The organism is Ruegeria sp. CDSB086, assembly GCF_059611065.1.
The window spans coordinates 297266-317141 of sequence record NZ_JBXWOV010000005.1 but is presented as its reverse complement, the minus strand read 5'-3'; the positions used below and the strand labels follow the sequence as shown (position 1 = coordinate 317141).

The window sequence follows — 19876 nt, the reverse complement described above, 5'->3', positions numbered from 1 at the left end:
TACATTAGTGCCCATCGTTCCAGACGATAATCAAACGCAAGCAGTGTTCAAGCTTCCCGGTTGGGCGACCTGTTTGGGGCGGTGGGTCTAGGCGAAAAGCCCAAGCCTTTCTCCGCCCGCCGCATCCGCAAATCTGTTGAGATTTGGGAACAGAGTGTTCAATGCCGAAGGTTGCACACCAAACCAAAGAGACAGGTCAGCATAAAGTTGATCGGTCGAGGTCGTTGGAATCAAAACGCCGTCGCCTACATCAAGCGCGTTGTCGCTGGCTAGGCCAAGTTCGGGGTAGTCCCCCAGAATCTGCCCACCTTTGACAGAATTTCCCATAACGAGGGTATTGCCCCCCCAACCATGATCCGTACCGTTGCCATTCGACGTCAGCGTCCGGCCGAAATCTGATCCCGTGAACGTCACAACACGATCCGCCAAGCCCATATCGTCAAGCGTTGCCTGAAACGCTCCCAACGCTTCGGACAAAACGCGCAGCATACGGGCATGGTTCGCCAACAGTTCATCATGATGGTCCCAGCCGATATAGCGCACAAAAAACGTTTGCTGCTCGTGACCCAGCCGGTCCGAGGCAGCAATCGTTTTGGCGACCATGCGCAATTGCTGTGCAAGGTCCGAAGACGGGAAGGACCGGGGTATCTTGATCCCGCGGGTCGCTGATTTGAACGTCTCGTGTTTGGACTGCGCGTCGCGGGTCAGGTTCAGATATGTCGCGCGGAAGGGATCGCCGTTTTGATCGGCGTTCATCATTCGGTTGAAACTGTCCAAAAGCAGATCGTTGAGTGGGCTCTTCTCTTCTTTCACATACAGACCGACGCTGCCTTTGTCTGTGATTGAATATGGCAAGTCGATCTTGCCGTTTTGCGCAATGTTGTTTCCGGCCAATGAGATGTTCATTCCGATCTCGTGCGCCGACTTTGAGGGCTGCAGGTCGTCGGCAAAGAACCCGAACCATCCGACATTCACACGCAGATCCGGGCGCGAGGTTTGCCAATGTTTGAACTGGTCTGCGTGGCTCAACAGTCCTAGGGGGAGTGCGGCCGAGCCGTCATAGAACTGCTCTTTCCGGACCTGTTCGACCAAGGGCCCAACATTGGCGACAAAAGAGAGGCGCCTTTGATCGAACAGCTCGGCCATTTCGGGCATCGACGGGTGCAGGCCAAAGCTGCGGCCCAGCCGATCTTTGGGCGTATCCAAGTCCAGCAGCTCACCTCGCGAAAGGGCAAGATTCGCCCGCGTTTCCGAGTATTGGCCATGCGCGATTTTGTCCTTTGGTACCAGCATGTTGAAGCTGTCATTGCCGCCATCCAGCATAACAAAAACAAGCGCCCTGCGGGCGGGCTTGATCATTCCCGTCCCAGCTTGCGCCAAGCCGGGCAGGGCGGCACCCATCAATGCGCCAGTTGCGGCAACACCGGTCGAGGCCAAAAACTGCCGGCGCGTAAAGGATTTGGTCAGCATGGGCTCAGGTCTCCTGCACGGTGAATTCTGGGGAAACGGCAATCATGAAGGCGATGGTCTGCACCACCCATTCGGGATTGTCCGCATACTGCACATAGGCTTGCTTGATCCGTTTGCGCACTACGGCATCAGTCCGACCGGTCAATAGGACCGAAATCCGATCTATCAGCTCATCATGACGGCCTCGGTTCTTTGCTATTTTGATCTCTTCGCTCAGATCGAAGCTCAGCGCGTTCTTGGAATTGGCCCATAGCGTATCGGGGTCAAACTCCATCACCATCATCTGCTCGGGACCCGCGCCGATCTGGGTCGAAACCAGCGGGAGATAGCCGCCAAAGAACCAGTAGTAGATGTTGTTGACATAAGCGACCGAGGTTGCGGCCGTGTGCAGCTCAAACTCGGGAGCGCGAAGGCCCATCTTCTGCAATGCGCCATGAGGGGTGAAATCGGGTTTGTAGAAATTGAACACAGTGGGCGCGGACAGTGGATGCATCTGCAGCGCCTCTTGAATGTCATCACCCAGCAGCCACAGCTTGCCGGTCTGGTTATGCGCTCCAAACGCAATCAGAACCTGCGTGACGCGATGCAGGGGCGATTTCAGCTTTTGGGACTGTACTATTTTTGTCGGGGATTTGTATGCCGACGGCAGACGTTTAGCGGCAACCTCATTGGTCAATGGGTAGGTCAGGATTGTGCGAACTGCGCTTTTCAGATCTCCGTTTGGGCCAAATGCCTGCGACACCGCTTCGACATAGGCGGGCGAGGGATTGGAGGTGACCAGCCGGTTGATCAGATGGGTTGCGATGAACGGCGCGGTCGAAGGGTGGGCAACCAGTTGGTCGATGGTCGAACGGATTTCTTTTGGGCCGGACTGATCGCCGGGCAAGGTCAGACGACCGTTCAGCAGGGATTTTGCGCCACGGTCGTGAAAGGCTTCTTCCACGATCATCGGTTTGGTCGCGTCAATGAAGGGCACTGTCTTATAGGCCTTTTCGACCCCATCATCGAACTGAACTGGATAACCATTATAGCTGTCTTCCCAGAACGATGTGTTCCACTCGTATTCATAGGCCGCGGGCAGCAAGCCGGTGAAGACCCGAGCCAGTTCCTTGATGTCGCGATTGTCATAGGTCGGGATCGGATCCCCACTGGCATCCAGTTTTTCCGTGCCATCGGGGTTCAGTTCGAACAAGCCAATGGAAAACAGCTGCATGATCTCACGCGCATAGTTTTCATCCGGATGGATGTTCTTGGCCTCGTTCGCCTTTTGATTGGTCATATGCGACAGGTAGATACCCATCATCGGGTGCATCGACACATCGTACAGAAGGTCTGAATAACTGCCGAACGCGTGCTTATAGAGCAGGTCATAGTAATTCGCCATCCCGATGGCATCCAGCTCCAGCGAAGATGCGTCCGAAATAACCAGAATCTCGGACAGCGCCTGCGCAACACGCTGACGCAATAGGTCGTCGCGCTGCGTCAGCGTGTGGTTCCACCAGGCCATGTGGAAATACCATTTATAGGGTAGGGCGGGGTTGTTGCCGTCGCCGTTGATCGCCCATTCGCCATGCGCGCGTTTTAGGCGCTTTCGGAAGCTCTTCCAAATCTTGCGAGTGGACTTTTCGAACGGCCCATTGTTACCGATCGAGGCGTTTAGCTGATCATCCAACCAGCGTTCCGGGCCGGTCTTGCTGACCTGATGCAGTAATCTCTGATCGGCCCCAAGCGTGGCCTGCATCAAGAATTGACTGGTGTCTTCCAAGGATGACTTCATGGTGGATGGCGGTCCTTTAGATCTTACGACAGTAACTGGGATTGGCATAAATTGTCATTTGAGACAAAATAAAACTTAGCCCCGCCGTTTCAACTCGAAGAATTCGAAATCCGCAAAAAAAATGCCCCGTTTCCGGGGCAGTTGGGGTCAAATTTGAAAGGTAGCTTTAGTTTGCGTAATTCATTTTCAAACCAAGCGATGAGGTATTGCCATCGTATTCAATCGCTGCGTCTTCGAACGCCGGCAACGATCTGACGCCTGCGCCCTTGGAATATGCCCAACCTTCTTGCGGGATCGGCCCTTTCATCTCGAACTGGCCGTTGTCGTTCTGGTCATGATGTATCATGATCGCAAGCTGTCCGGGTTTCTGGTTCTCGAGCGTTCCGGAAACTGTGCTACCTGAGGCGGGGATCTTCGCGTAGCCTACGATTTTCGCCATCTGGCTTTGGTCGAACGCGGTCTTATCGTCAAAGGCCAGGATGTGAAGGACGCCTCCGCGTCTAGAATCGACACCAGAGATATCGATCTGTATATCCCCGGCCGCCGCCTGAGATGCTGCAAGAGCCATAAGGCCAGCGATGAATGCAGTTTTGGTCATTGAGTTTCTCCTGAACAGTTAACCGATGTAAATTCCAAACAGACGCCATGCGAGATCCTGCACGACGTAAAGCAGCCCGAAGGTGAACCACATGATCGTGATGGCGTAGAAAAGCGGCGGGTTTTCTCGGCTGTCGATTGTTTCAATCAAAAAGGCCTGGCCGGTCATGAAGGATGAGGCGGCCCACCACATGAACAGCAACCCCCAGATCGCGTAGACCTGAAACCATGTGGCCAACAGCAAACATAAGAAGATGATCCAAGAAAGGGGGTGGGATTTGAGGTATTGCATTGAACTTCTCTATCTATTTTCGGGGTTTGTGCCCGCATCAAAGTGGGCACGACGATGGGTTACCTATGCCTCAAAAAACTGCGTGGCTTTGAAGAGGCTGTGTAATATTCTGGCTTGCCGCCATTGCTGATCAGTTGAAGTTCCGTCCACGCGGGCGACCTGCCAGCTGTTTAGTCATGGATTGCCTGAAGCTGGTCGAACTGCGCCTTGTCCAACCGGTAGAACATCAGGGCAACAATCGAGGCCATGTATATGACGAGGCTAAGGCAGGCATAGTTCCATCCCAGTGCACGGGTGACCTCGGGGGTAAGGTTCGATTGGTCTGGCGCTTCCGGAAAGCCTACATATGCCAGAAACATTCCTGAGATCGCTAACCCGCCAGCCGTGCCCGCCTTTAGCACGAATGTGATGACCGATGTGATGATCCCTTCGTTCTGGAAACCGTTCTGGCTGATACCCAATTCAACGACGTCCGCGGTCATCGACGTCAGCAGAGATGTGGTCCAGACAATCAGGATGATTTGCAGAATGCCGTGAACAAACAGCAACCAGATCAGAAGTTCGGTGCCATTTGCAGGGAAGAACCCGATTTCACGCAGCACGTAAGGGGCGACACCGACAATTGCCGAGAGGATCGACAAGTATATGGCGCTCGATTTTTTGTCGCCGGATCCTGCGATAGGTTTCAGGGTTACGCCCGCTATCAAAGCACCGATCAGGTTGGCCATCAGGATCAGAGCTATTTGGTCATTGTTCAGCTCCCAAAAGAACGAGGTCAGGTAGGTCCACAAAGCTGCTCCGATCCCAGCGCCCACCGCGAAAACCGCCGAGCTGACAAAGATGGCAAGTAATGCAGGCAGCTTGAACGCCGCGAAAAACTGTCTGAAAAACCCAGAGATGCTGTAGGTCGCCACATGCGAAATATCCAGCATTCTATTCTGCCATTTGCGCGTGCCCAAGGCGGTGACAGTGATAGCCAGCGCTATGAGGATTGCACCGACAAGGCCTGCTTCCTGATAGCCGGCCTGGTTGAGGATGCCGTAAGGCATCGTTTCGGTCGGAACCAACCAGATCACATACATCGCGATGACCATGATCTGACCGGCAATCCAGGTGACCGAGACCTTGAGGCCAGACAACATGGTTCTTCCGCCATAGTCCTTGGTCAACTCTGGCACCATCGCGTTGTGTGGAACGTCAAACAACGTCATCGCCGTCCGCAGAAGGATCGTTGTGATCAGCAGGAACCAGAACAGCTGGGTCTCTGAGGTCAGTGCTGCAGGTGGGTTCCAAATTAACCAGAAAAGGAGCGCGACAGGTATTATCGCCGCGTAGATGAACGGGTGGCGCTTGCCGGCCCGAGAGCGCGTGTTATCCGACAAGTAACCGACAACAGGATCGGACACAGCGTCGAACATCAGAGCAATGAAAAGCGCAAACCCCACCGTCTCGGCCGGAAGGCCGATGACCAGATTGTAGTAGATAAGCAGGAAAAAGCTCAGCCCGTTCGACAAGATGCCGTTGGCTATGCCGCCCGCCCCGTAAAACAGTTGCATGCTGACCGGTGGGCTTTCAGTACTGGTGTTCATTTTCTCCTCCGGATCTTCTTGCAGCAAAACGGTGAGTGATCGATCACTCAAAGCAGATCACAAGGATCGTTTTTTGTCAAAGGTGTTAGAAAAGGTGCCTAACGACCGCGTTTGAGAAGCAAATGACCGCCGATTCAACAGGCAACAAGCAGGGGCCATTCGCGTAGTGGAGTGCAAGTCCCGACCGCGTTCGCAGTCGGGTGCTTGATCAGAAGTTATGCGACAGGCTCACACGTACAGCGGTGCCGGAAACATCCCGGATCTGCAGGCCCGCGTCAGGTTCGTTCACATCGCCAAGCGTGCCATACGTGACATCAACCAGAATTCGGGTCTGACCAATCGAGTGCACGGCACCCAGTGTGATACCTTTGCCGCCGCCTTCATAGTCAAAGCCAACAAAACCGCCTTCAGGTTCAGAGCGGGACAGAATGCCGTAGAAGTACCATTTCGGGTTCAGCAGGTAGCCGACGCCAATTTGGTAGTCGACCGAGTTTTCCGCAAATTCCGCAAGCGGACCGCCAAGAACCGGAGATTCTACGGCGACATCATCCCAGTTCCTCCAACGGATCGATCCAAAGGCACCCCAAGGGCCCCTGATCGCACTTTGCACGTTCAGTGCGACTGTCTGAGGGGTGCTCAATTGCGTCGTCACGTCAGATGGCGAAAGGGGTTGCAGTTGTTCGACACCATCCAGATCGTGATCGATTTCCGAGTAGTATGTCAGGTCGGCGCGAAACGCGATCGCCGGGATCTCATACGCGGCACCCACAAGGAAGCCGGGGTTGAAGTCACCCTCGGAATCCAGCGAGTAGCTGAGAGAAGGATTGATCAGTGCACCGCTGAAATCGTTAATCTTTTCGAACCGTACCCCGGCGAAGGCACTAAAATTTTCATTGAACTTGTACCGCGCCATCAGGGCGACTTCAGTGCCGCGATACCGGACGTTGGTGCCAGCTGACGGAGCGCCGGTACCGGTTGGGTACAGTAGCTTATAGTTGACCGAGTTGAAGCCGTGGATTGCGACTGCCCATTTGTCGCCTACATCCTGTTTGTAAGCCAGGGACAGGCCGCTAATGCTGGGGGTGACGTTACCTGTTGGCTGTCCAAACTCAGTGCCTTCGGTTTTTGAATCGGCCCATCCTCCGGTGATTTCGACATAACGGCCCTGCTCAAAAAGGAACCGGTTTACCGATGGAAACCCCTCGATTCCGCCGGCAAATGCTGGGCTTGAAATCAAGCCCGCGCCCAATGCCAATGTTGCAATTTTATTCATTCTTCCCTCCCTTTCCTCGGCTTTGTGTCTTTGATTGTGCCGAGGGAACCTGATGTGACCGTGGCGCTAGGGCGCGGCGGCATGTTGAAAGCGCCGTGGTTTGCGCATGGTCGTGCAACCATCGAATGACGTGTCTTCAAATGATTGCGCTTCCGGCCTGTGAAACTGTTTGTGGTGCAGCAGGGAGGCGCGCAGCGTGAGGCCGTCGCAATTAGGTGCGATGGCGGAACGTTGTTTTCCGTTGAATGCAATGCCTCGACCCTGATGTGGGCCGCTTTGCAGCAGGCAATACCAATTGGTTCGGCAAACAAGCCGATTGCGCGATTTTTCATAGTCCCTGTCGTTTATTGCAGCCCAGTCTTAGGCCGGGTTTTGATCTGATTATTGCGGTGCGAGTATCCCCGGGCTGACACCTCCTCGTTGTTTAGATGTTTTGATTGGCACGCTCCTCTTGGGTCTGCGCCGCGTTACGGAACAACTGTTCTGCGCGAACCCTACCAACGACCCGAACGTATTCTGGATAGGTCACGGATTTGCTCCTGTTGCTTGCCTGTTGGTTATTTGTTTGTCGATTATGACAGTTATTTGTTGCACATAGCTGACACCTTTTCAATACGTTTGTATTGAACGTTTGAATTGAAATATTATTTCGTGGTAAACGTTGTATTTTCAGGGCTTTGATCCAGTTCCCGCAAACACCAGGGTTCCGCTCAAACTTTTGCGGGATTTGCGCTAGGAAAGGCGGATGACGCAAAATTTGAAAGAGAATCGGGCCAAACAGCGCGACAGGAACCGAGAACAGAAGCGACGCGATCTTGCCGAGAACGCGATTGCGACAATTGCGCGGGCTGGATACGCCAACACCACCTTGCGGGATATCGCGGCCTCGACAGGCGTGTCGCTGGGCAAAATACAGTATTATTTTCCCGAAAAAGAGGGATTGCTGTTATATTGCGTAGATCTGTCGGTCGACCGTTTCACGTCACAGCTGAACGAGATTCTAGATGCAGAACTCAGCCCGCGCGAGGCGCGCAGCGCCTATATCGATCTGTTTGCCCATTCGATCATCAACTATGCGCATCTGCACAGGCTTTGGTATGATATCCGCAATCAGGCTATGTTCGATGGTTTGCTCTGGCCGCGAGTTGCTGACGTCGAGGCCCGGTATATCGCAATTTGTGACGAGCTTGGAAAGAAGTTTGCGATCAATGATGTGCGTGGTGTGGACATCTATGTGATGCTGGATGGCGCCTATCGGTATTACATCCAGCAAAGCATTGCCGGGATGCCAATCACCGCCGAGGACATCGCGCAGCACCTAAAAAGCATCATAGGCTACCTGACGGGTGAAAATTAAGTTGCGGACCAATACTCCGCCATCTCGCTATTCGCTTGCCGGGGTTTATTTTCGTTCTGTTTCCGCTCGGGTTACAAACAAGGATTCCCGCCGATTATCTGGGGCTGACGGAGCTCTTGCATGCAGTATATTGTCATGCCAGAAAATAAAGTAAACGAGGCGGCATCGGCTTTTGAAAATGCTGTATCAACCGCGTTTGCTGTGCTTCCTGCTACTTCAGTTTGGCCCGATGACGTGGCCTAGGTATTAGGCTTTCTTTCTGCGTCGAGTTGATAAAATGCGAATGATCAGGCGCCCCTTTTTCAATGGGCGGACTTAGTTGTTTTCAGGATCGCTATCGGATCGAGGGTCCTTATATCGGTTCAGGTCCAGCACGCCTGCCTGAATAGGGTCGCTTGCCTGAAACATGGTCATCACCTGATCGCTGGTTTCCCAGAACCCCGGGTTTGTCCTGCGCAGCCCATAAGTGGCTACGAAATCGATCCATTCGGCCTGCGACCGCACTGATTTGAGGTCGGTTACAAAAGACGCCAGCTGGGTTTCCTGAATTCGAAAGTAGAAGTTAGTATAGCTTCCGATCACTCCGGGCAGGATGGTCAGCACGTCGGCTTGCGGATTCCTGCGATCTTTTTCTTCAAACAAGAACGCCACATTGTAATGGGCCTTGTCGTGGAGCAGCGAATAGAGAGATGTGGAACCATCTTCGTTGTCCACCAAAAGCAGGGAAACATCTGACAGATACCTGACCCAATCGCCGGTTTGAACCGCGAGCGCCCGCAAGTTGTCCACAACATCTGAATTGCCATTCGAGCAGACGGCCCCTTTGCATCTGTTGATCGTGTCCTCGACAGCCCAAAGTCCGTTGCCGCGATTTAGAAGTTCCAGAAGGAACTCTTGCTTTGGCGTGCCCGATCCAAAATCTATGCCAGTCGGAAAACTGTCATCGACACGACGCCGGTGCCAATAGGTGTGTAGCTCGGCCAGTGCCCCCTGGTACCAGGTTTTGTGTATCCTTTGCCTGTCACCGCGCGGCATGAAGTTCAGGAAGTTATCCTCACTCTCCATCCGCAGTTCGTCCATGTATAACCGGGTTGAAAGCTGGTGTTCGAGCCGACCGAAAACATCAAAGCCTGCGACCAAGTCGTAATAAATGCGTTCGAACACCGGATAATCGATAACCCATGCGGTTTCGGGGATGCCGCCGTGGAACCCGGTCATAGCAGAGGCATTATCGAAATGCCGAAACACGGTAATCAGCGCCTGGGGATTGGTGCCCTCGCCATCCCAGATTGCGTCATATCCAAACCCGTTTTTGTGCGCCGCGCTGTTGCGATATCGGGCATCCCTAAACTCAAGGTACTTGATCTGGTTTTCGTGGGACATTCCGTGAAGGTCACCCAAGAACCCTATATCTGCAGTACTCACTGGCAATTCCAGAAAGGCCGCCCCGTCCGCCAAAAAGCTGGGGTCTGTGACGGACAGATCCGCATCCGGATCAAGGAAACTGACCCAGAACCGATCTTCAATCACATCAACAGCGGTTTCGCCGTGACAGACCGGTCCGCGGATGAAGCTGCGCACATAAAACAATGCGTCGTCCAAAAGAAACTGATAACGGCTGCGGGCCGGTATGTTGGCAAAGGTGCTGAACGGGTTGCCGCCTTCGTCTTCTCCGTACGCAGGCAACTCGGTGACGGACCACGCCGGATCAAGGAATAGCTGCTGGTATCGCGCCAGACGATCCGGACCAAAACTATAGACCAGATGATCTTTGTGCACGATCGTTTCGTCGAATGCCTGCAGGCGATAGTAGAACGGCCTTGGGCCGGGACTATCGAAGGGACGGCGTGTCGCGATGATTTCAATCTTTGATCCTGGCGGGCTGGCGGACCGCACCAGCTGAAAAAACTGTCTTGGATTGTCGGATGGAAAATGGAGACGCGCCAGAAACAGATGTTCGTATACATATCTGCTCATCAATTGATGGCGCAGGTCGGGCACGTTCAGAAAGGCCTCCCAATTTGTGATCTGATCCTGAATGTCCTGAGGGATTTGTGGAGTGGCCGATGGCAAGGGCGCACCATTTTTAAGCCATGACATGAGGGTTTGGTATTCTTGCTCACTCAGTGGGGCTGTGGCGTAGGGCATTCCCGCCCTTGGGTTTGCCGTGCTGAAGGCGTCGAATTCCTGCGTTGTAGGGCAGGTCAAGGGGCGATCAATCGACAAACCAAGTTGGGTTGGGACAGGTGCGTTAGCCGTCAAACGGGCTTGCCTGCCGAGGTTAAGAGAGAGCTCTAACACCGACCCGCCCGTGCCGGTCACCTCGGATGACGGAAGAACGGGAAAAAAACCAAGATCCCGCCACCCGGGAATTGTGTGCGCGTCGATGCCAAGCCGTGTTGGTTGCGCATCTTTTAGTCGTTCGGAGTGGTAGACCGCCTCTTTACTGGCGCCACGCAAAAGGCCGGCAGGGGATGTCAGCTTGAGTTGGCAGGGTGCGTCGTAGCAGCTGTGGCACACCACGCAGCGGTGGTTCAGGATATCCTGCACGTTAGCCCAGTCCGCATTTTCCAGCTTGTCGTCAATGGTCGCGCCGGGTGCTTCTGCGTTTGACTGGGCCAAACCCTGATCAGCAAGCAAAAATGCAATCGAAGCCGCTAAAACACGGGTGAAAAAACACCAATCTTGTAATGTTCGCAGCATAGATGCCCCCGTCTGAATGGTTTGTTTTCATTGACCATCACGCCAAGCCCAAAGGCTTTAACAGGGTTATACTACTGAATTGATATCGTTTGTCGCGTTTCCTGAACTTTTACGTTGAGGCATCGTTGGGCGTGTTTGCCGCAATTTCACATGCGGCAAAGTAAATTTATTAGGAGCTTAGTTCGCCAATAATGTCAGACCGTTGCACCCTTGATGCGTATGGCCGATCCCACGCTACCAGCGCAAAGGCCAATGCCAATTGCGACCAACAGCTCAAATGTATCGACCGTGGCAAATGAACCATGAGCGAATACGAAGGTTGCCAACACCCCGACAATGCCCCCCATCAATGCGCCCAGCCAAACGCGGCGAGTCATCATTCCCAGGGCCAGCCCAAGGATACCCGGCAGACTGATGACGTTGGCCCCGATTGTTCCCAGAATTTCCAGCATGTCGTGTCCCTTTTCAGTCTGCCCGAGTACTCAGGAATGACTTGATGTCATCGCCGTCAGCTGCGGCCTGTTGTTGCAACGAACCCTGCGCTTTGCTGGCCAGAGTTTCGGTCACTTCCTGATACCGCTCCTGATAGCCGGGTGGCAGGCTATGGGCGATGCCCTGGTGGCAATCGATACAGGTCATGCTTTCATCAATGGCGCGTTGGTGCTCAGAGGCAGCGCGCGTTTCCTGCAACGTGAAATCCATATAGTCGAAGTTGTGGCAATTCCGGCATTCGCGACTGTCGGAGGCCTTCATCTTCTTCCAGACGGCGGTCGCCATGCTCAGACGATGCTCTTCGTATTTCTCGGGCGTACTGATCGTGCCTGCCAGCTCGTGATAGACGTCCTTGACCGCCATGATCTTGGCTTTGATCTTGTGGTTCCATTCATGCGGCACATGGCAATCGGAACAGATGGCCCGCACACCGGAGTGGTTGTTGTAGTGGATCGTCTCACGATACTCGCCCAGATTAGTCTCCATCGTATGGCATGAGGTACAGAACTCCTCGGTATTCGTCAGCTCAAGCGTCCAGTGGAAGCCGCCCCAGAACAGGATCCCAGCCAGAAAACCCGCAAGGATCAGAAAGCCCGAGCTAAAGGCAACCGCCGGGGTCCAGATCCAGTTCCAGATGCGGCCAATCCACCCGCGTTTTTCAGGAGAGTCTGCCATGTTGGTGCTCCTTTCATTCTTGCGTTGGATTAATTGCCCGAGGACGGTTGAAAGACGTTGTCAACCAATGGCGGCGCGTCTGCTTGCGGTACGTGGCATTGGTTGCAGAAATAACGTGTGCCTGCGATGTGATCCAACTCGTTGCCGTCGCGATCCAGATAGTGTGTCATCGACAATGTCGGGGCGTTGCGTTCGCCGGCTTTGGTCCAGTCGTGGCAGGACAAGCACTGATTTGTGCGCGTGTCGATCTGGTATTGCTCGACCGAGTGCGGGATCAGCGGCGGTTGTTGGCGATAGTTGCGCTGCATGCGCCCTTCGACGTTCTTGTGGATCTGTTCCAGAGGGATCAGTTCATCCACATCGGCACCCCGCAGGGATTCTACCTGAGCTGATTGCGCAAGGGCGAATCCGCCCAAGAGTAAAACGGGGATAAGGGCTATAAGGCCTGTTCGGGTTGGCTTGTTCATCTTGGCACTCCCTCAGATAGGTCTGGCTGCGCGCGGATCGGGCGCGGGAACTGGATCAGTAGGTGCGGCGACCTTGTCGTCGAACCGGTGAGTAAATTTGAAGACGTCGACGGCGCACACGTCGATGCAACGACCGCAGGTGGTGCAGTCAGGGGAAAGGATCAGTGGTGTGGAACCCGACTTACCCTTCAGCGCAGGAGATATGACCTGATTTTCTGGGCAAACGGCATAGCAATCCATGCAATCATCGCAGGCTGCGCGATTTGAGGCGCTGACCCGCAGCAAACCTTTGGCACCAATCAGGCCGTAAAATGCGCCAACCGGACAGATGTGACCGCACCAGCCGTGGCGCGAAACGAACAGGTCGAACACGAAGATGGCAATGATCATGGCCCACACGAACCCCGCGCCAAAAATCAGCCCGCGATGCAGCATGGTGATCGGGTTGACCAGCTCCCATGCGATCATGCCTGTAGCGCCCGAGACGATTAGGACGGTAGCCAATATCCAAAGGCGGGTGCTGCGCTTGGGCTGCCAGCCTTTCGGCAGGTCCAAACGTCTGTGCAACCAGTTGGCTGCGTCGGTGACTGGGTTGATCGGACAAACCCATGAACAATAGACGCGCCCACCAATCAGAGCGTAAGCGGCGAGAACGATCACTCCGCCGATCAGGGCCGTCAATTCCGGCCAATGCCCGGCGATCGCGCTTTGCAGTAAGATAAATGGGTCGGTCAGCGGTAGCACGCCCAGCGTCAAAGAACCCGCGAGCGTGCCTTGCACGATCCAGATGCCGAACCACGGTCCCAGAAGAAACACAGCCAGAAAGAGCAACTGGCTTGCGCGGCGCAGCAGCAGGTATTTGTGGGCGCGCACCCAACCTTTTTCTTCGATGGCCTCCATTCCGGCCGGCATATGTGTGCGTGCACTCATTGTCCGACCCCCGGCAAATCGTATGCTGGTGCGAACCCGCCCGGTGCGGCAAGGTTGTCGGTGCCCGGTCCGGGCAGTCGGTCCGGCAGATCGATGAGGCCTTCAACAAGGGGACCGCCTTTGGCCTCTTTCTCTTCCCAGCCTTTGCGGTAGTGATCGGCACTGCTGCCGCGGGCCAAGCGCGCAGGCAGGACCTTGATCGCAGCCTCGGGCAGAACACAGCTTTTCTCGCACATGCCGCAGCCTGTGCAGTGGTCCGCATGAACTGTCGGGATGAACAGTGCGTGGTGGCCTGAACGTTCGTTATGGGCCGTTTCCAGCGTGATTGCCTCATCAATCACGGGGCAGACGCGATAGCAGACATCGCAGCGCAGGCCAAGGAAGTTCAGGCAGTTCTCCTGATCGACAAGGACGGCAACGCCCATCTTGGCATCATCAATATTGTCGAGGGCTGGATCCAATGCACCGGTGGGGCAGGCGGCCACGCAAGGGATGTCGTCACACATTTCACAAGGCACATCCCGCGCTGTGAAATAGGGCGTCCCAGTAGCAACCGCATCCACGCCCAATTCTGCCAGTTTCAATGTGTCGTAAGGGCAATCCCGCACGCAAAGCCCGCAGCGAATGCAAGCGGACAGAAACGCCTCTTCCGGTAGCGCGCCGGGGGGGCGCAACGCTTCGGCCGGCAACGCGCGGGCATCGCGGGCAAGCCATGCCAACAATGACCCGGCGACCACACAGCCGCCCGACGCACGCGCCGCATCCTGCAGGAAGCGACGCCGTTGCGGCGAAAGAGGTTTACCTTCAAAGGGCATGGGGACGGCCTTTGCCTCGCTTGTCCGTTACGCGCGCTCGACCTTACAGGCGCATTTCTTGTAGTCGGTCTCTTTCGACAGCGGGCAAGTTGCGTCCAGCGTCAGCTTGTTGGTCAGCTGATGCTCGTCGAACCATGGCATAAAGACCAATCCGCGTGGCACCTTGTTGCGGCCGCGCGTTTCAACCCGGCTGGTCACCTCGCCCCTGCGGGTGGAGAGTACGATCTCTTGCCCACGGCGCAGACCGCGATCCTTGGCGTCCTCCGGGTGCATGTAGACAACGGCTGACGGAAACGCGCGATGCAGTTCGGGCACGCGGCGGGTCATCGAACCCGAATGCCAGTGTTCCAGCACACGACCGGTGGATAGCCATAGATCGAATTCCTCATCCGGTTCCTCGGCGGCGGGCTCATAGGGGGCAAAGATGATCTTGGCCTTGCCGTCCTCGTAGCCGTAGAACTTAACGTCTGCGCCTTCCGGCACATACGGATCATACCCTTCGCGGAAGCGATAGAGTGTTTCCTTGCCGTCGACGACAGGCCAGCGCATGCCACGGGCCTCGTGATACATCTCGAACGGAGCAAGGTCGTGCGCGTGGCCGCGTCCGAAATCGGCATATTCTTCAAACAGACCTTTCTGAACGTAGAAGCCGAAATGCTCCGCGTCGTCGTTGTGGAACCCTTCCGCCGTTTCCGACAGCGGGAACTGGTCGACCTTACCGTTGGCATAAAGCACGTCATACATGGTCTTGCCGCGATGCTCGGGCATCTTGGCCAGCAGCTCTTCGCCCCAGACCTCTTCGATGGTAAAACGTTTCGCGAATTCCATCAGCTGCCATAGGTCCGACTTGGCCTCACCCGGTGCCTGCACCTGTTGACGCCAGAATTGCGTACGGCGTTCGGCGTTGCCATAGGCGCCTTCTTTCTCAACCCACATGGCCGTGGGAAGGATCAAGTCGGCCGAAACTGCGGTGACAGTTGGGTAAGGATCCGAGACTGTGATGAAGTTTTCCGGGTTACGGTAACCAGGATAGCCTTCTTCGTTGATGTTGGGCGCGGCTTGCATGTTGTTGTTGCACTGGACCCAATAGGCATTTAGTTCGCCGTCCTTCAGTTTGCGGTGCTGCAACACGGCGTGGAAGCCGGGCTTGGGCGGGATAGTGCCCTCGGGGATGTTCCATGCGGTTTCGCAGATTTCGCGGTGCTTATCACTCGTAACAACCATGTCCGCCGGCAGACGGTGGGCAAAGGTCCCCACCTCACGCGCCGTACCACAGGCCGACGGTTGACCCGTCAGCGAGAACGGTGAGTTTCCGGGTTCGGAAATCTTTCCCACCAGCAAGTGCACGTTATACATCAGCGAATTCACCCAGGACCCACGGGTGTGCTGGTTGAAGCCCATGGTCCACAAGCTCATCACTTTACGGTTCGGGTCGGCATATTGCTGGGCCAGTTTCTCCAGCTTGTCTGCAGGGACACCAGACAGTTCAGAGGTATATTCCAGCGTGTAGGGCGCGACGGCTTCGGCGTATTCTTCAAAGCTGATCGGATCCATCTTGCCCGAGTTCGGATTTTCAGCTTCTTGCTGCAGCGCGTTGGTGTCGCGCAGACCATAGCCGATATCGGTGGCGGTTTTGGTGATGTTGACGTGATTCTTGACGAAGTCTTCGTTTACCGCGCCATTTTGAATGATGTAGTTGGCGATGTAGTTCAGGATCGCCAGATCGGTCTGCGGTTCAAAAACGATGCCGTTGTCCGCCAGTTCAAACGAGCGATGCTCAAACGTCGACAGTACATGCACTTCGCAACCCGGTTTGGTCAGACGTGTATCGGTGAGGCGCGACCACAGGATCGGGTGCATCTCGGCCATGTTCGAACCCCACAGAACGAACGTGTCCGCGTGCTCGAAATCGTCATAGCATCCCATTGGCTCATCAATGCCGAAGGAGCGCATAAAGCCCACAACGGCTGATGCCATACAGTGCCGTGCGTTGGGGTCAATATTGTTGGACCGGAACCCGGCTTTCATCAGTTTGGATGCCGCATAGCCTTCCCAAACCGTCCATTGCCCGGAACCAAACATACCGACACTGGTCGGGCCTTTCTTGGCCAGCGCCTCTTTCCATTTTGCGGCCATGACATCGAACGCTTCGTCCCAGCTTACCGGCTCGAATTCACCGTTTTTGTCGTATTCGCCATTGGTCTTGCGTAGCAAAGGTGTAGTCAGTCGATCCTTGCCGTACATAATCTTGGACAGGAAATAACCCTTGATACAGTTCAGCCCCCGGTTCACCGGCGCGTCGGGGTCGCCTTGCGTCGCAACGACACGACCTTCTTTGGTGCCAACCAGAACAGAGCAGCCTGTACCACAGAACCGGCAAGCCGCCTTGTCCCACCGGATGTCTGGCGCTCCGGCCTGGGCATTGGCTTGACCGGCCGCCAGCGGAATACCAGCGGCTGACGCCGTTGCTGCGGCCGCAGAGGCCTTGAGAAAAGTCCGACGGGATTCAGAATGTGTCATTGCGTGGGCCTCCGGCTGGTGGTTGGGCTTGGGGCATCGGGCTGCGGATGGGCGTCCGCGAGATCCTCGAAATGGTGATAAGTCAGGGTCAAAGAGATGACGCCTGGGATCTGGTGCAGATCCATGATGGTTTCGGATGCAAGACGGGTTGGAGTGTCTTCGACGACGACAACAAATCGGCCATCTTCCGTTTCAGCGTGAATTTCGACACCCGGCGTGCCCTTCATCACGCGCGCTGCTGCGCTCGTGTGATCAGGTGCGACATGGGCGAGACAACCGCAGATGTTCATTGAGTAGCTTCCATTTGTGGTTGAGGTTGGCGTTCCAGCGCAATGGCATCGGCGGGACATAAACTTGGGCAAATCCCGCAGCCGTTGCATGTATCAAGGTCAAGCACCGGCTCTGCGCGGCCGCCGGTCATCAGTTTGAAACGGATCGCGCTTTGTTCGCAATTGTCCTGACAGATGCGGCAACTGATGCCTTTCATAGATAGGCAGGTGTCCGATGTAAGCGCGGCGCGCCATGGCCAATCTGGCAAACGGTCAATCGATATCGCTTCGGTTGGACAAATACGGGCGCAGTCACCGCAGAAGGTGCAGGGATTGTCAGTGGGCTGGAAGCGGGGATATCCATCTGTCCCGATGACGATCGCATCTTCGGGGCAAGTATCTGCGCAATCACCACATTTACTGCATGTTTCAACAAAGCACAGCTCAACCGAGCCCGGAGGTCTGGCGATATTGCCGTCCTCTGGTCTGATCTTTGCGCTTAGAAACGCGCGTCGGCTGGTCAGTTGTTGCATTGCATGCGACCTGGCTACACTCGATTCCTGTAATCGAGTGTATCGCATACCGTGATCTGTGGGGGCCTTTTTTGATTTAGGTCATTTGGCCTGTTAAATATTAGTCATTTAGGAAACTTTAATTTTTTTGCCGAAGCGACCCTTTGAGATCATCTGCGAGGGCGCGCGGTTCGGATTAGTAGAAGAAAAACAAAAACCGATCCCAGCGATGTCGTGACAATCCCAACAGGCAGCTCTTGCGGGGCAAGCAACAGACGGCTCAGGATATCCGAGCCTGTAAGCAAAGCTGCTCCGACAATGGCGGCGGTAGGCACGAGCTGGCTGTGCAAAGGCCCCGCGATACCGCGTGCGATGTGGGGAACCATCAAGCCGACAAAACCGATCACACCCGCGACGGACACAAATACAGCGGTTGCAAGAGCTGCGACGAAGAACATTCGGAACCGTAGGCCTTGAACGGGCACACCCAGGGTGGCGGCCGTCAAATCACCAGTCAGCAGTGCATCAAGCCAGCGGCTACGGTACATTGCATAGGCGAGGATCAATGCTAAACCTGCGCAGACCAGCGGGAATGTCTCCCACCGGGCAAGACCCAAACCCCCAAGCATCCAGAAGATAACCGAATGGGCCGCACGGCTGTCGCCCGCGAAAATCAGATAATTGGTAATAGCTGAAAACAAAAACGAAACCGCAAGCCCCGCGAGGATCAGTTTTTCGGGCGCGCTTGTGCGCAGCCCATGAACCAAAGCCAGCACAATACCTGATGCGACAAGCCCTCCGAAAAACGCGGCCAGTGGCAGGGTCCAAAAGCCCAGCACATCTCCGGTTACTGTAATGACAAAGACAGCTCCCGCCGCAGCGCCAGAGGACAGGCCGAACAGAAACGGGTCCGCCAGATCGTTGCGTGTGGTGGTTTGCAGGACAACGCCGACGATGCCCAGCCCGGCACCGATCACGGCGGCAAACAGCGCGCGTGGTAAGCGCAGGTCAAACACGATGCGGTGGAGCGGAGACATTTCCCCTTCCACTATTCCCGTGCCCAACAAGACACCGGCCAGTGCGTCAGAGGCCGGAATGGATGTGGTCCCGTAGACCGTCGAGGTTAGCAAAAGGGCGGCCAATACAGCCGCCCCCAGAAAGAGTGTAAGGCCAAGTCGGCCCATATCAGTTCAGGCCCGGGTGCATGGCTTTGGCCATTTTCGAAATTGCTTCGATATTTGCCGGTCCGGGTGTCAGTTCCTCGTAGCGCAGACCAATCCAGCGTTCGTTCTTGACCGCGTCCGTCTGAGACATCACGGGATGGTCCTGCAGGAACTTGAAGGTATCTGCGGCGCCATTTCCAGTTTGATAATCAAGTAAAACCAGGAATTCCGGGTTCGAAGCGGCAACAGCCTCCCACGAGGAACGTCCCCAGCTGGTGTCCATGTCATGGGTGACGTTCTCGCCGCCAGCGGCAGCAATCATCGCGTCGGGAATGGCAAACTTACCAGCCGTAAACGGGGCATCGGCGGGGCCGTCCAGCAGGAAAACGCGGGGCTTCGGCAGGTCGGCTGTCTGTGTTTGAATCGCGGACAGTTCCTCCTTCCAGCCGGAAACCAGCTCTTCTGCCTTGTCTTCAACGTGCATTACTTTGCCCAAGCGAAGGACGTCGGTGAACAGCAAATCCATGCTGGCTTCTGGGCGATCCTTATCCAGGTGTACGCAGCTTTCCGTCAGGATCATCGTTTTGATGCCAAACGGCGCAAGCGTGTCGGGGGTCACGTCACCGCCCGGCTTCATGCCATAGTACCAGCCCGCAAAGAAAAGGTCGGGTTCGACAGCGACCAGATTTTCTACTGACGGATACTTGGGTGCAAGTTCCGGGATGTCGCCGCGCAGGGTGTCAAACTCGGGGCTGGTTTTGTACCAGCCGGTGATGCCCGTCAGGCCCACGATCTTGTCCTGCAAACCCAGCGCAAAGGCCATGTCGGTCATGTTCATGTCGTGTACGACCAGCCGCTCGGGTTGAGTTTCAAACACCATCGGCTCGCCGCAATTGTCGACGGTGATCTCGCGCGCTGTTGCGGCAGTTGCAATGCCGCTGATCAGTGCAGCGCACCAGAGAGTTTTGTTCATGT

At 55.4% G+C, this 19876-nt stretch carries 19 protein-coding genes and 1 pseudogene; 2 read left to right on the top strand and 18 right to left on the bottom strand.

Going from position 1 to position 19876, the window contains the following annotated elements:
• Nucleotides 1–87 precede the first annotated feature (87 nt).
• The 6 genes from AC2FIO_RS12595 to AC2FIO_RS12570 all read right to left on the bottom strand — a co-directional run bounded on the left by AC2FIO_RS12595 (nucleotide 88) and on the right by AC2FIO_RS12570 (nucleotide 6998).
• Nucleotides 88–1470, bottom strand: a complete 1383-nt coding sequence (locus AC2FIO_RS12595) for a DUF1501 domain-containing protein (protein ID WP_496698005.1) — start codon at nucleotides 1468–1470, stop codon at nucleotides 88–90.
• A gap of 4 nt (nucleotides 1471–1474) precedes the next feature.
• Complete coding sequence (locus AC2FIO_RS12590) at nucleotides 1475–3247, bottom strand: DUF1800 family protein (RefSeq protein WP_496698004.1); 1773 nt, start codon at nucleotides 3245–3247, stop codon at nucleotides 1475–1477.
• 166 nt (nucleotides 3248–3413) lie between these two features.
• The gene (locus AC2FIO_RS12585) at nucleotides 3414–3845 is read right to left on the bottom strand and encodes a DUF2141 domain-containing protein (RefSeq protein ID WP_496698002.1); all 432 of its coding nucleotides are present in this window, start codon (nucleotides 3843–3845) and stop codon (nucleotides 3414–3416) included.
• An 18-nt stretch (nucleotides 3846–3863) separates the two neighbouring features.
• A complete protein-coding gene (locus tag AC2FIO_RS12580; RefSeq protein ID WP_496698000.1) occupies nucleotides 3864–4136 on the bottom strand; it encodes a hypothetical protein in 273 nt (90 codons plus the stop codon).
• Nucleotides 4137–4306: 170 nt separating this feature from the next.
• Nucleotides 4307–5725, bottom strand: a complete 1419-nt coding sequence (locus tag AC2FIO_RS12575) for an MFS transporter (RefSeq protein WP_496697998.1) — start codon at nucleotides 5723–5725, stop codon at nucleotides 4307–4309.
• Between the two features lie 208 nt (nucleotides 5726–5933).
• Nucleotides 5934–6998 (bottom strand): hypothetical protein, encoded by a 1065-nt coding sequence (locus AC2FIO_RS12570; RefSeq protein WP_496697996.1) that lies wholly within the window; start codon nucleotides 6996–6998, stop codon nucleotides 5934–5936.
• Between the two features lie 745 nt (nucleotides 6999–7743).
• On the opposite strand from AC2FIO_RS12570, the gene AC2FIO_RS12565 reads away from it, so the two are divergent.
• Nucleotides 7744–8355, top strand: coding sequence for a TetR/AcrR family transcriptional regulator (locus AC2FIO_RS12565; RefSeq protein ID WP_496697994.1), 612 nt, complete (start codon nucleotides 7744–7746; stop codon nucleotides 8353–8355).
• A gap of 120 nt (nucleotides 8356–8475) precedes the next feature.
• Nucleotides 8476–8598 (top strand): hypothetical protein, encoded by a 123-nt coding sequence (locus AC2FIO_RS12560; protein WP_496697993.1) that lies wholly within the window; start codon nucleotides 8476–8478, stop codon nucleotides 8596–8598.
• Between the two features lie 72 nt (nucleotides 8599–8670).
• Here AC2FIO_RS12560 and AC2FIO_RS12555 read toward each other — a convergent pair whose 3' ends face one another.
• From AC2FIO_RS12555 to AC2FIO_RS12500, 12 genes and pseudogenes are all read right to left on the bottom strand, one after another.
• The gene (locus AC2FIO_RS12555; RefSeq protein ID WP_496697992.1) at nucleotides 8671–11058 is read right to left on the bottom strand and encodes a fatty acid cis/trans isomerase; all 2388 of its coding nucleotides are present in this window, start codon (nucleotides 11056–11058) and stop codon (nucleotides 8671–8673) included.
• A 194-nt stretch (nucleotides 11059–11252) separates the two neighbouring features.
• Nucleotides 11253–11510, bottom strand: coding sequence for a hypothetical protein (locus AC2FIO_RS12550; protein ID WP_496697990.1), 258 nt, complete (start codon nucleotides 11508–11510; stop codon nucleotides 11253–11255).
• A gap of 13 nt (nucleotides 11511–11523) precedes the next feature.
• Nucleotides 11524–12225 carry a NapC/NirT family cytochrome c gene (locus AC2FIO_RS12545; protein WP_496697988.1) on the bottom strand — a complete coding sequence of 234 codons (702 nt, stop codon included), beginning with the start codon at nucleotides 12223–12225 and terminating at the stop codon, nucleotides 11524–11526.
• A 29-nt stretch (nucleotides 12226–12254) separates the two neighbouring features.
• Entirely contained in the window at nucleotides 12255–12692 is a 438-nt protein-coding gene (locus AC2FIO_RS12540) for a nitrate reductase cytochrome c-type subunit (RefSeq protein WP_282119339.1), read from the bottom strand.
• 12 nt (nucleotides 12693–12704) lie between these two features.
• On the bottom strand, nucleotides 12705–13622 hold the full coding sequence (napH, locus tag AC2FIO_RS12535; RefSeq protein ID WP_109311112.1) for a quinol dehydrogenase ferredoxin subunit NapH: 918 nt from the start codon (nucleotides 13620–13622) through the stop codon (nucleotides 12705–12707).
• Nucleotides 13619–14437, bottom strand: a complete 819-nt coding sequence (gene napG, locus AC2FIO_RS12530; RefSeq protein WP_496697985.1) for a ferredoxin-type protein NapG — start codon at nucleotides 14435–14437, stop codon at nucleotides 13619–13621. The genes napH and napG overlap by 4 nt, the downstream gene beginning before the upstream one ends.
• A gap of 27 nt (nucleotides 14438–14464) precedes the next feature.
• The gene (gene napA, locus AC2FIO_RS12525; protein WP_282119342.1) at nucleotides 14465–16957 is read right to left on the bottom strand and encodes a nitrate reductase catalytic subunit NapA; all 2493 of its coding nucleotides are present in this window, start codon (nucleotides 16955–16957) and stop codon (nucleotides 14465–14467) included.
• On the bottom strand, nucleotides 16954–17247 hold the full coding sequence (locus AC2FIO_RS12520; protein ID WP_058276663.1) for a chaperone NapD: 294 nt from the start codon (nucleotides 17245–17247) through the stop codon (nucleotides 16954–16956). The genes napA and AC2FIO_RS12520 overlap by 4 nt, the downstream gene beginning before the upstream one ends.
• Nucleotides 17244–17444, bottom strand: coding sequence for a 4Fe-4S dicluster domain-containing protein (locus AC2FIO_RS12515; RefSeq protein WP_496698106.1), 201 nt, complete (start codon nucleotides 17442–17444; stop codon nucleotides 17244–17246). Before AC2FIO_RS12515 ends, AC2FIO_RS12520 begins: the two co-directional genes overlap by 4 nt.
• A gap of 60 nt (nucleotides 17445–17504) precedes the next feature.
• Nucleotides 17505–17759 (bottom strand): annotated as a pseudogene (locus AC2FIO_RS12510) (4Fe-4S binding protein); the annotation flags it as partial.
• Nucleotides 17760–17908: 149 nt separating this feature from the next.
• Nucleotides 17909–18922, bottom strand: a complete 1014-nt coding sequence (locus tag AC2FIO_RS12505) for a FecCD family ABC transporter permease (protein WP_496697982.1) — start codon at nucleotides 18920–18922, stop codon at nucleotides 17909–17911.
• Nucleotide 18923: 1 nt separating this feature from the next.
• On the bottom strand, nucleotides 18924–19874 hold the full coding sequence (locus AC2FIO_RS12500; RefSeq protein WP_496697981.1) for an ABC transporter substrate-binding protein: 951 nt from the start codon (nucleotides 19872–19874) through the stop codon (nucleotides 18924–18926).
• Between the last annotated feature and the right edge of the window lie 2 nt (nucleotides 19875–19876).

Bases quoted from the DNA above. Each gene is read 5' to 3' on its own strand.
- AC2FIO_RS12595 (WP_496698005.1), bottom strand. From the start codon at position 1,470: ATGCTGACCAAATCCTTTACGCGCCGGCAGTTTTTGGCCTCGACCGGT.
- AC2FIO_RS12590 (WP_496698004.1), bottom strand. From the start codon at position 3,247: ATGAAGTCATCCTTGGAAGACACCAGTCAATTCTTGATGCAGGCCACG.
- AC2FIO_RS12585 (WP_496698002.1), bottom strand. From the start codon at position 3,845: ATGACCAAAACTGCATTCATCGCTGGCCTTATGGCTCTTGCAGCATCT.
- AC2FIO_RS12580 (WP_496698000.1), bottom strand. From the start codon at position 4,136: ATGCAATACCTCAAATCCCACCCCCTTTCTTGGATCATCTTCTTATGT.
- AC2FIO_RS12575 (WP_496697998.1), bottom strand. From the start codon at position 5,725: ATGAACACCAGTACTGAAAGCCCACCGGTCAGCATGCAACTGTTTTAC.
- AC2FIO_RS12570 (WP_496697996.1), bottom strand. From the start codon at position 6,998: ATGAATAAAATTGCAACATTGGCATTGGGCGCGGGCTTGATTTCAAGC.
- AC2FIO_RS12565 (WP_496697994.1), top strand. From the start codon at position 7,744: ATGACGCAAAATTTGAAAGAGAATCGGGCCAAACAGCGCGACAGGAAC.
- AC2FIO_RS12560 (WP_496697993.1), top strand. From the start codon at position 8,476: ATGCAGTATATTGTCATGCCAGAAAATAAAGTAAACGAGGCGGCATCG.
- AC2FIO_RS12555 (WP_496697992.1), bottom strand. From the start codon at position 11,058: ATGCTGCGAACATTACAAGATTGGTGTTTTTTCACCCGTGTTTTAGCG.
- AC2FIO_RS12550 (WP_496697990.1), bottom strand. From the start codon at position 11,510: ATGCTGGAAATTCTGGGAACAATCGGGGCCAACGTCATCAGTCTGCCG.
- AC2FIO_RS12545 (WP_496697988.1), bottom strand. From the start codon at position 12,225: ATGGCAGACTCTCCTGAAAAACGCGGGTGGATTGGCCGCATCTGGAAC.
- AC2FIO_RS12540 (WP_282119339.1), bottom strand. From the start codon at position 12,692: ATGAACAAGCCAACCCGAACAGGCCTTATAGCCCTTATCCCCGTTTTA.
- napH (WP_109311112.1), bottom strand. From the start codon at position 13,622: ATGAGTGCACGCACACATATGCCGGCCGGAATGGAGGCCATCGAAGAA.
- napG (WP_496697985.1), bottom strand. From the start codon at position 14,437: ATGCCCTTTGAAGGTAAACCTCTTTCGCCGCAACGGCGTCGCTTCCTG.
- napA (WP_282119342.1), bottom strand. From the start codon at position 16,957: ATGACACATTCTGAATCCCGTCGGACTTTTCTCAAGGCCTCTGCGGCC.
- AC2FIO_RS12520 (WP_058276663.1), bottom strand. From the start codon at position 17,247: ATGAACATCTGCGGTTGTCTCGCCCATGTCGCACCTGATCACACGAGC.
- AC2FIO_RS12515 (WP_496698106.1), bottom strand. From the start codon at position 17,444: ATGAAAGGCATCAGTTGCCGCATCTGTCAGGACAATTGCGAACAAAGC.
- AC2FIO_RS12505 (WP_496697982.1), bottom strand. From the start codon at position 18,922: ATGGGCCGACTTGGCCTTACACTCTTTCTGGGGGCGGCTGTATTGGCC.
- AC2FIO_RS12500 (WP_496697981.1), bottom strand. From the start codon at position 19,874: ATGAACAAAACTCTCTGGTGCGCTGCACTGATCAGCGGCATTGCAACT.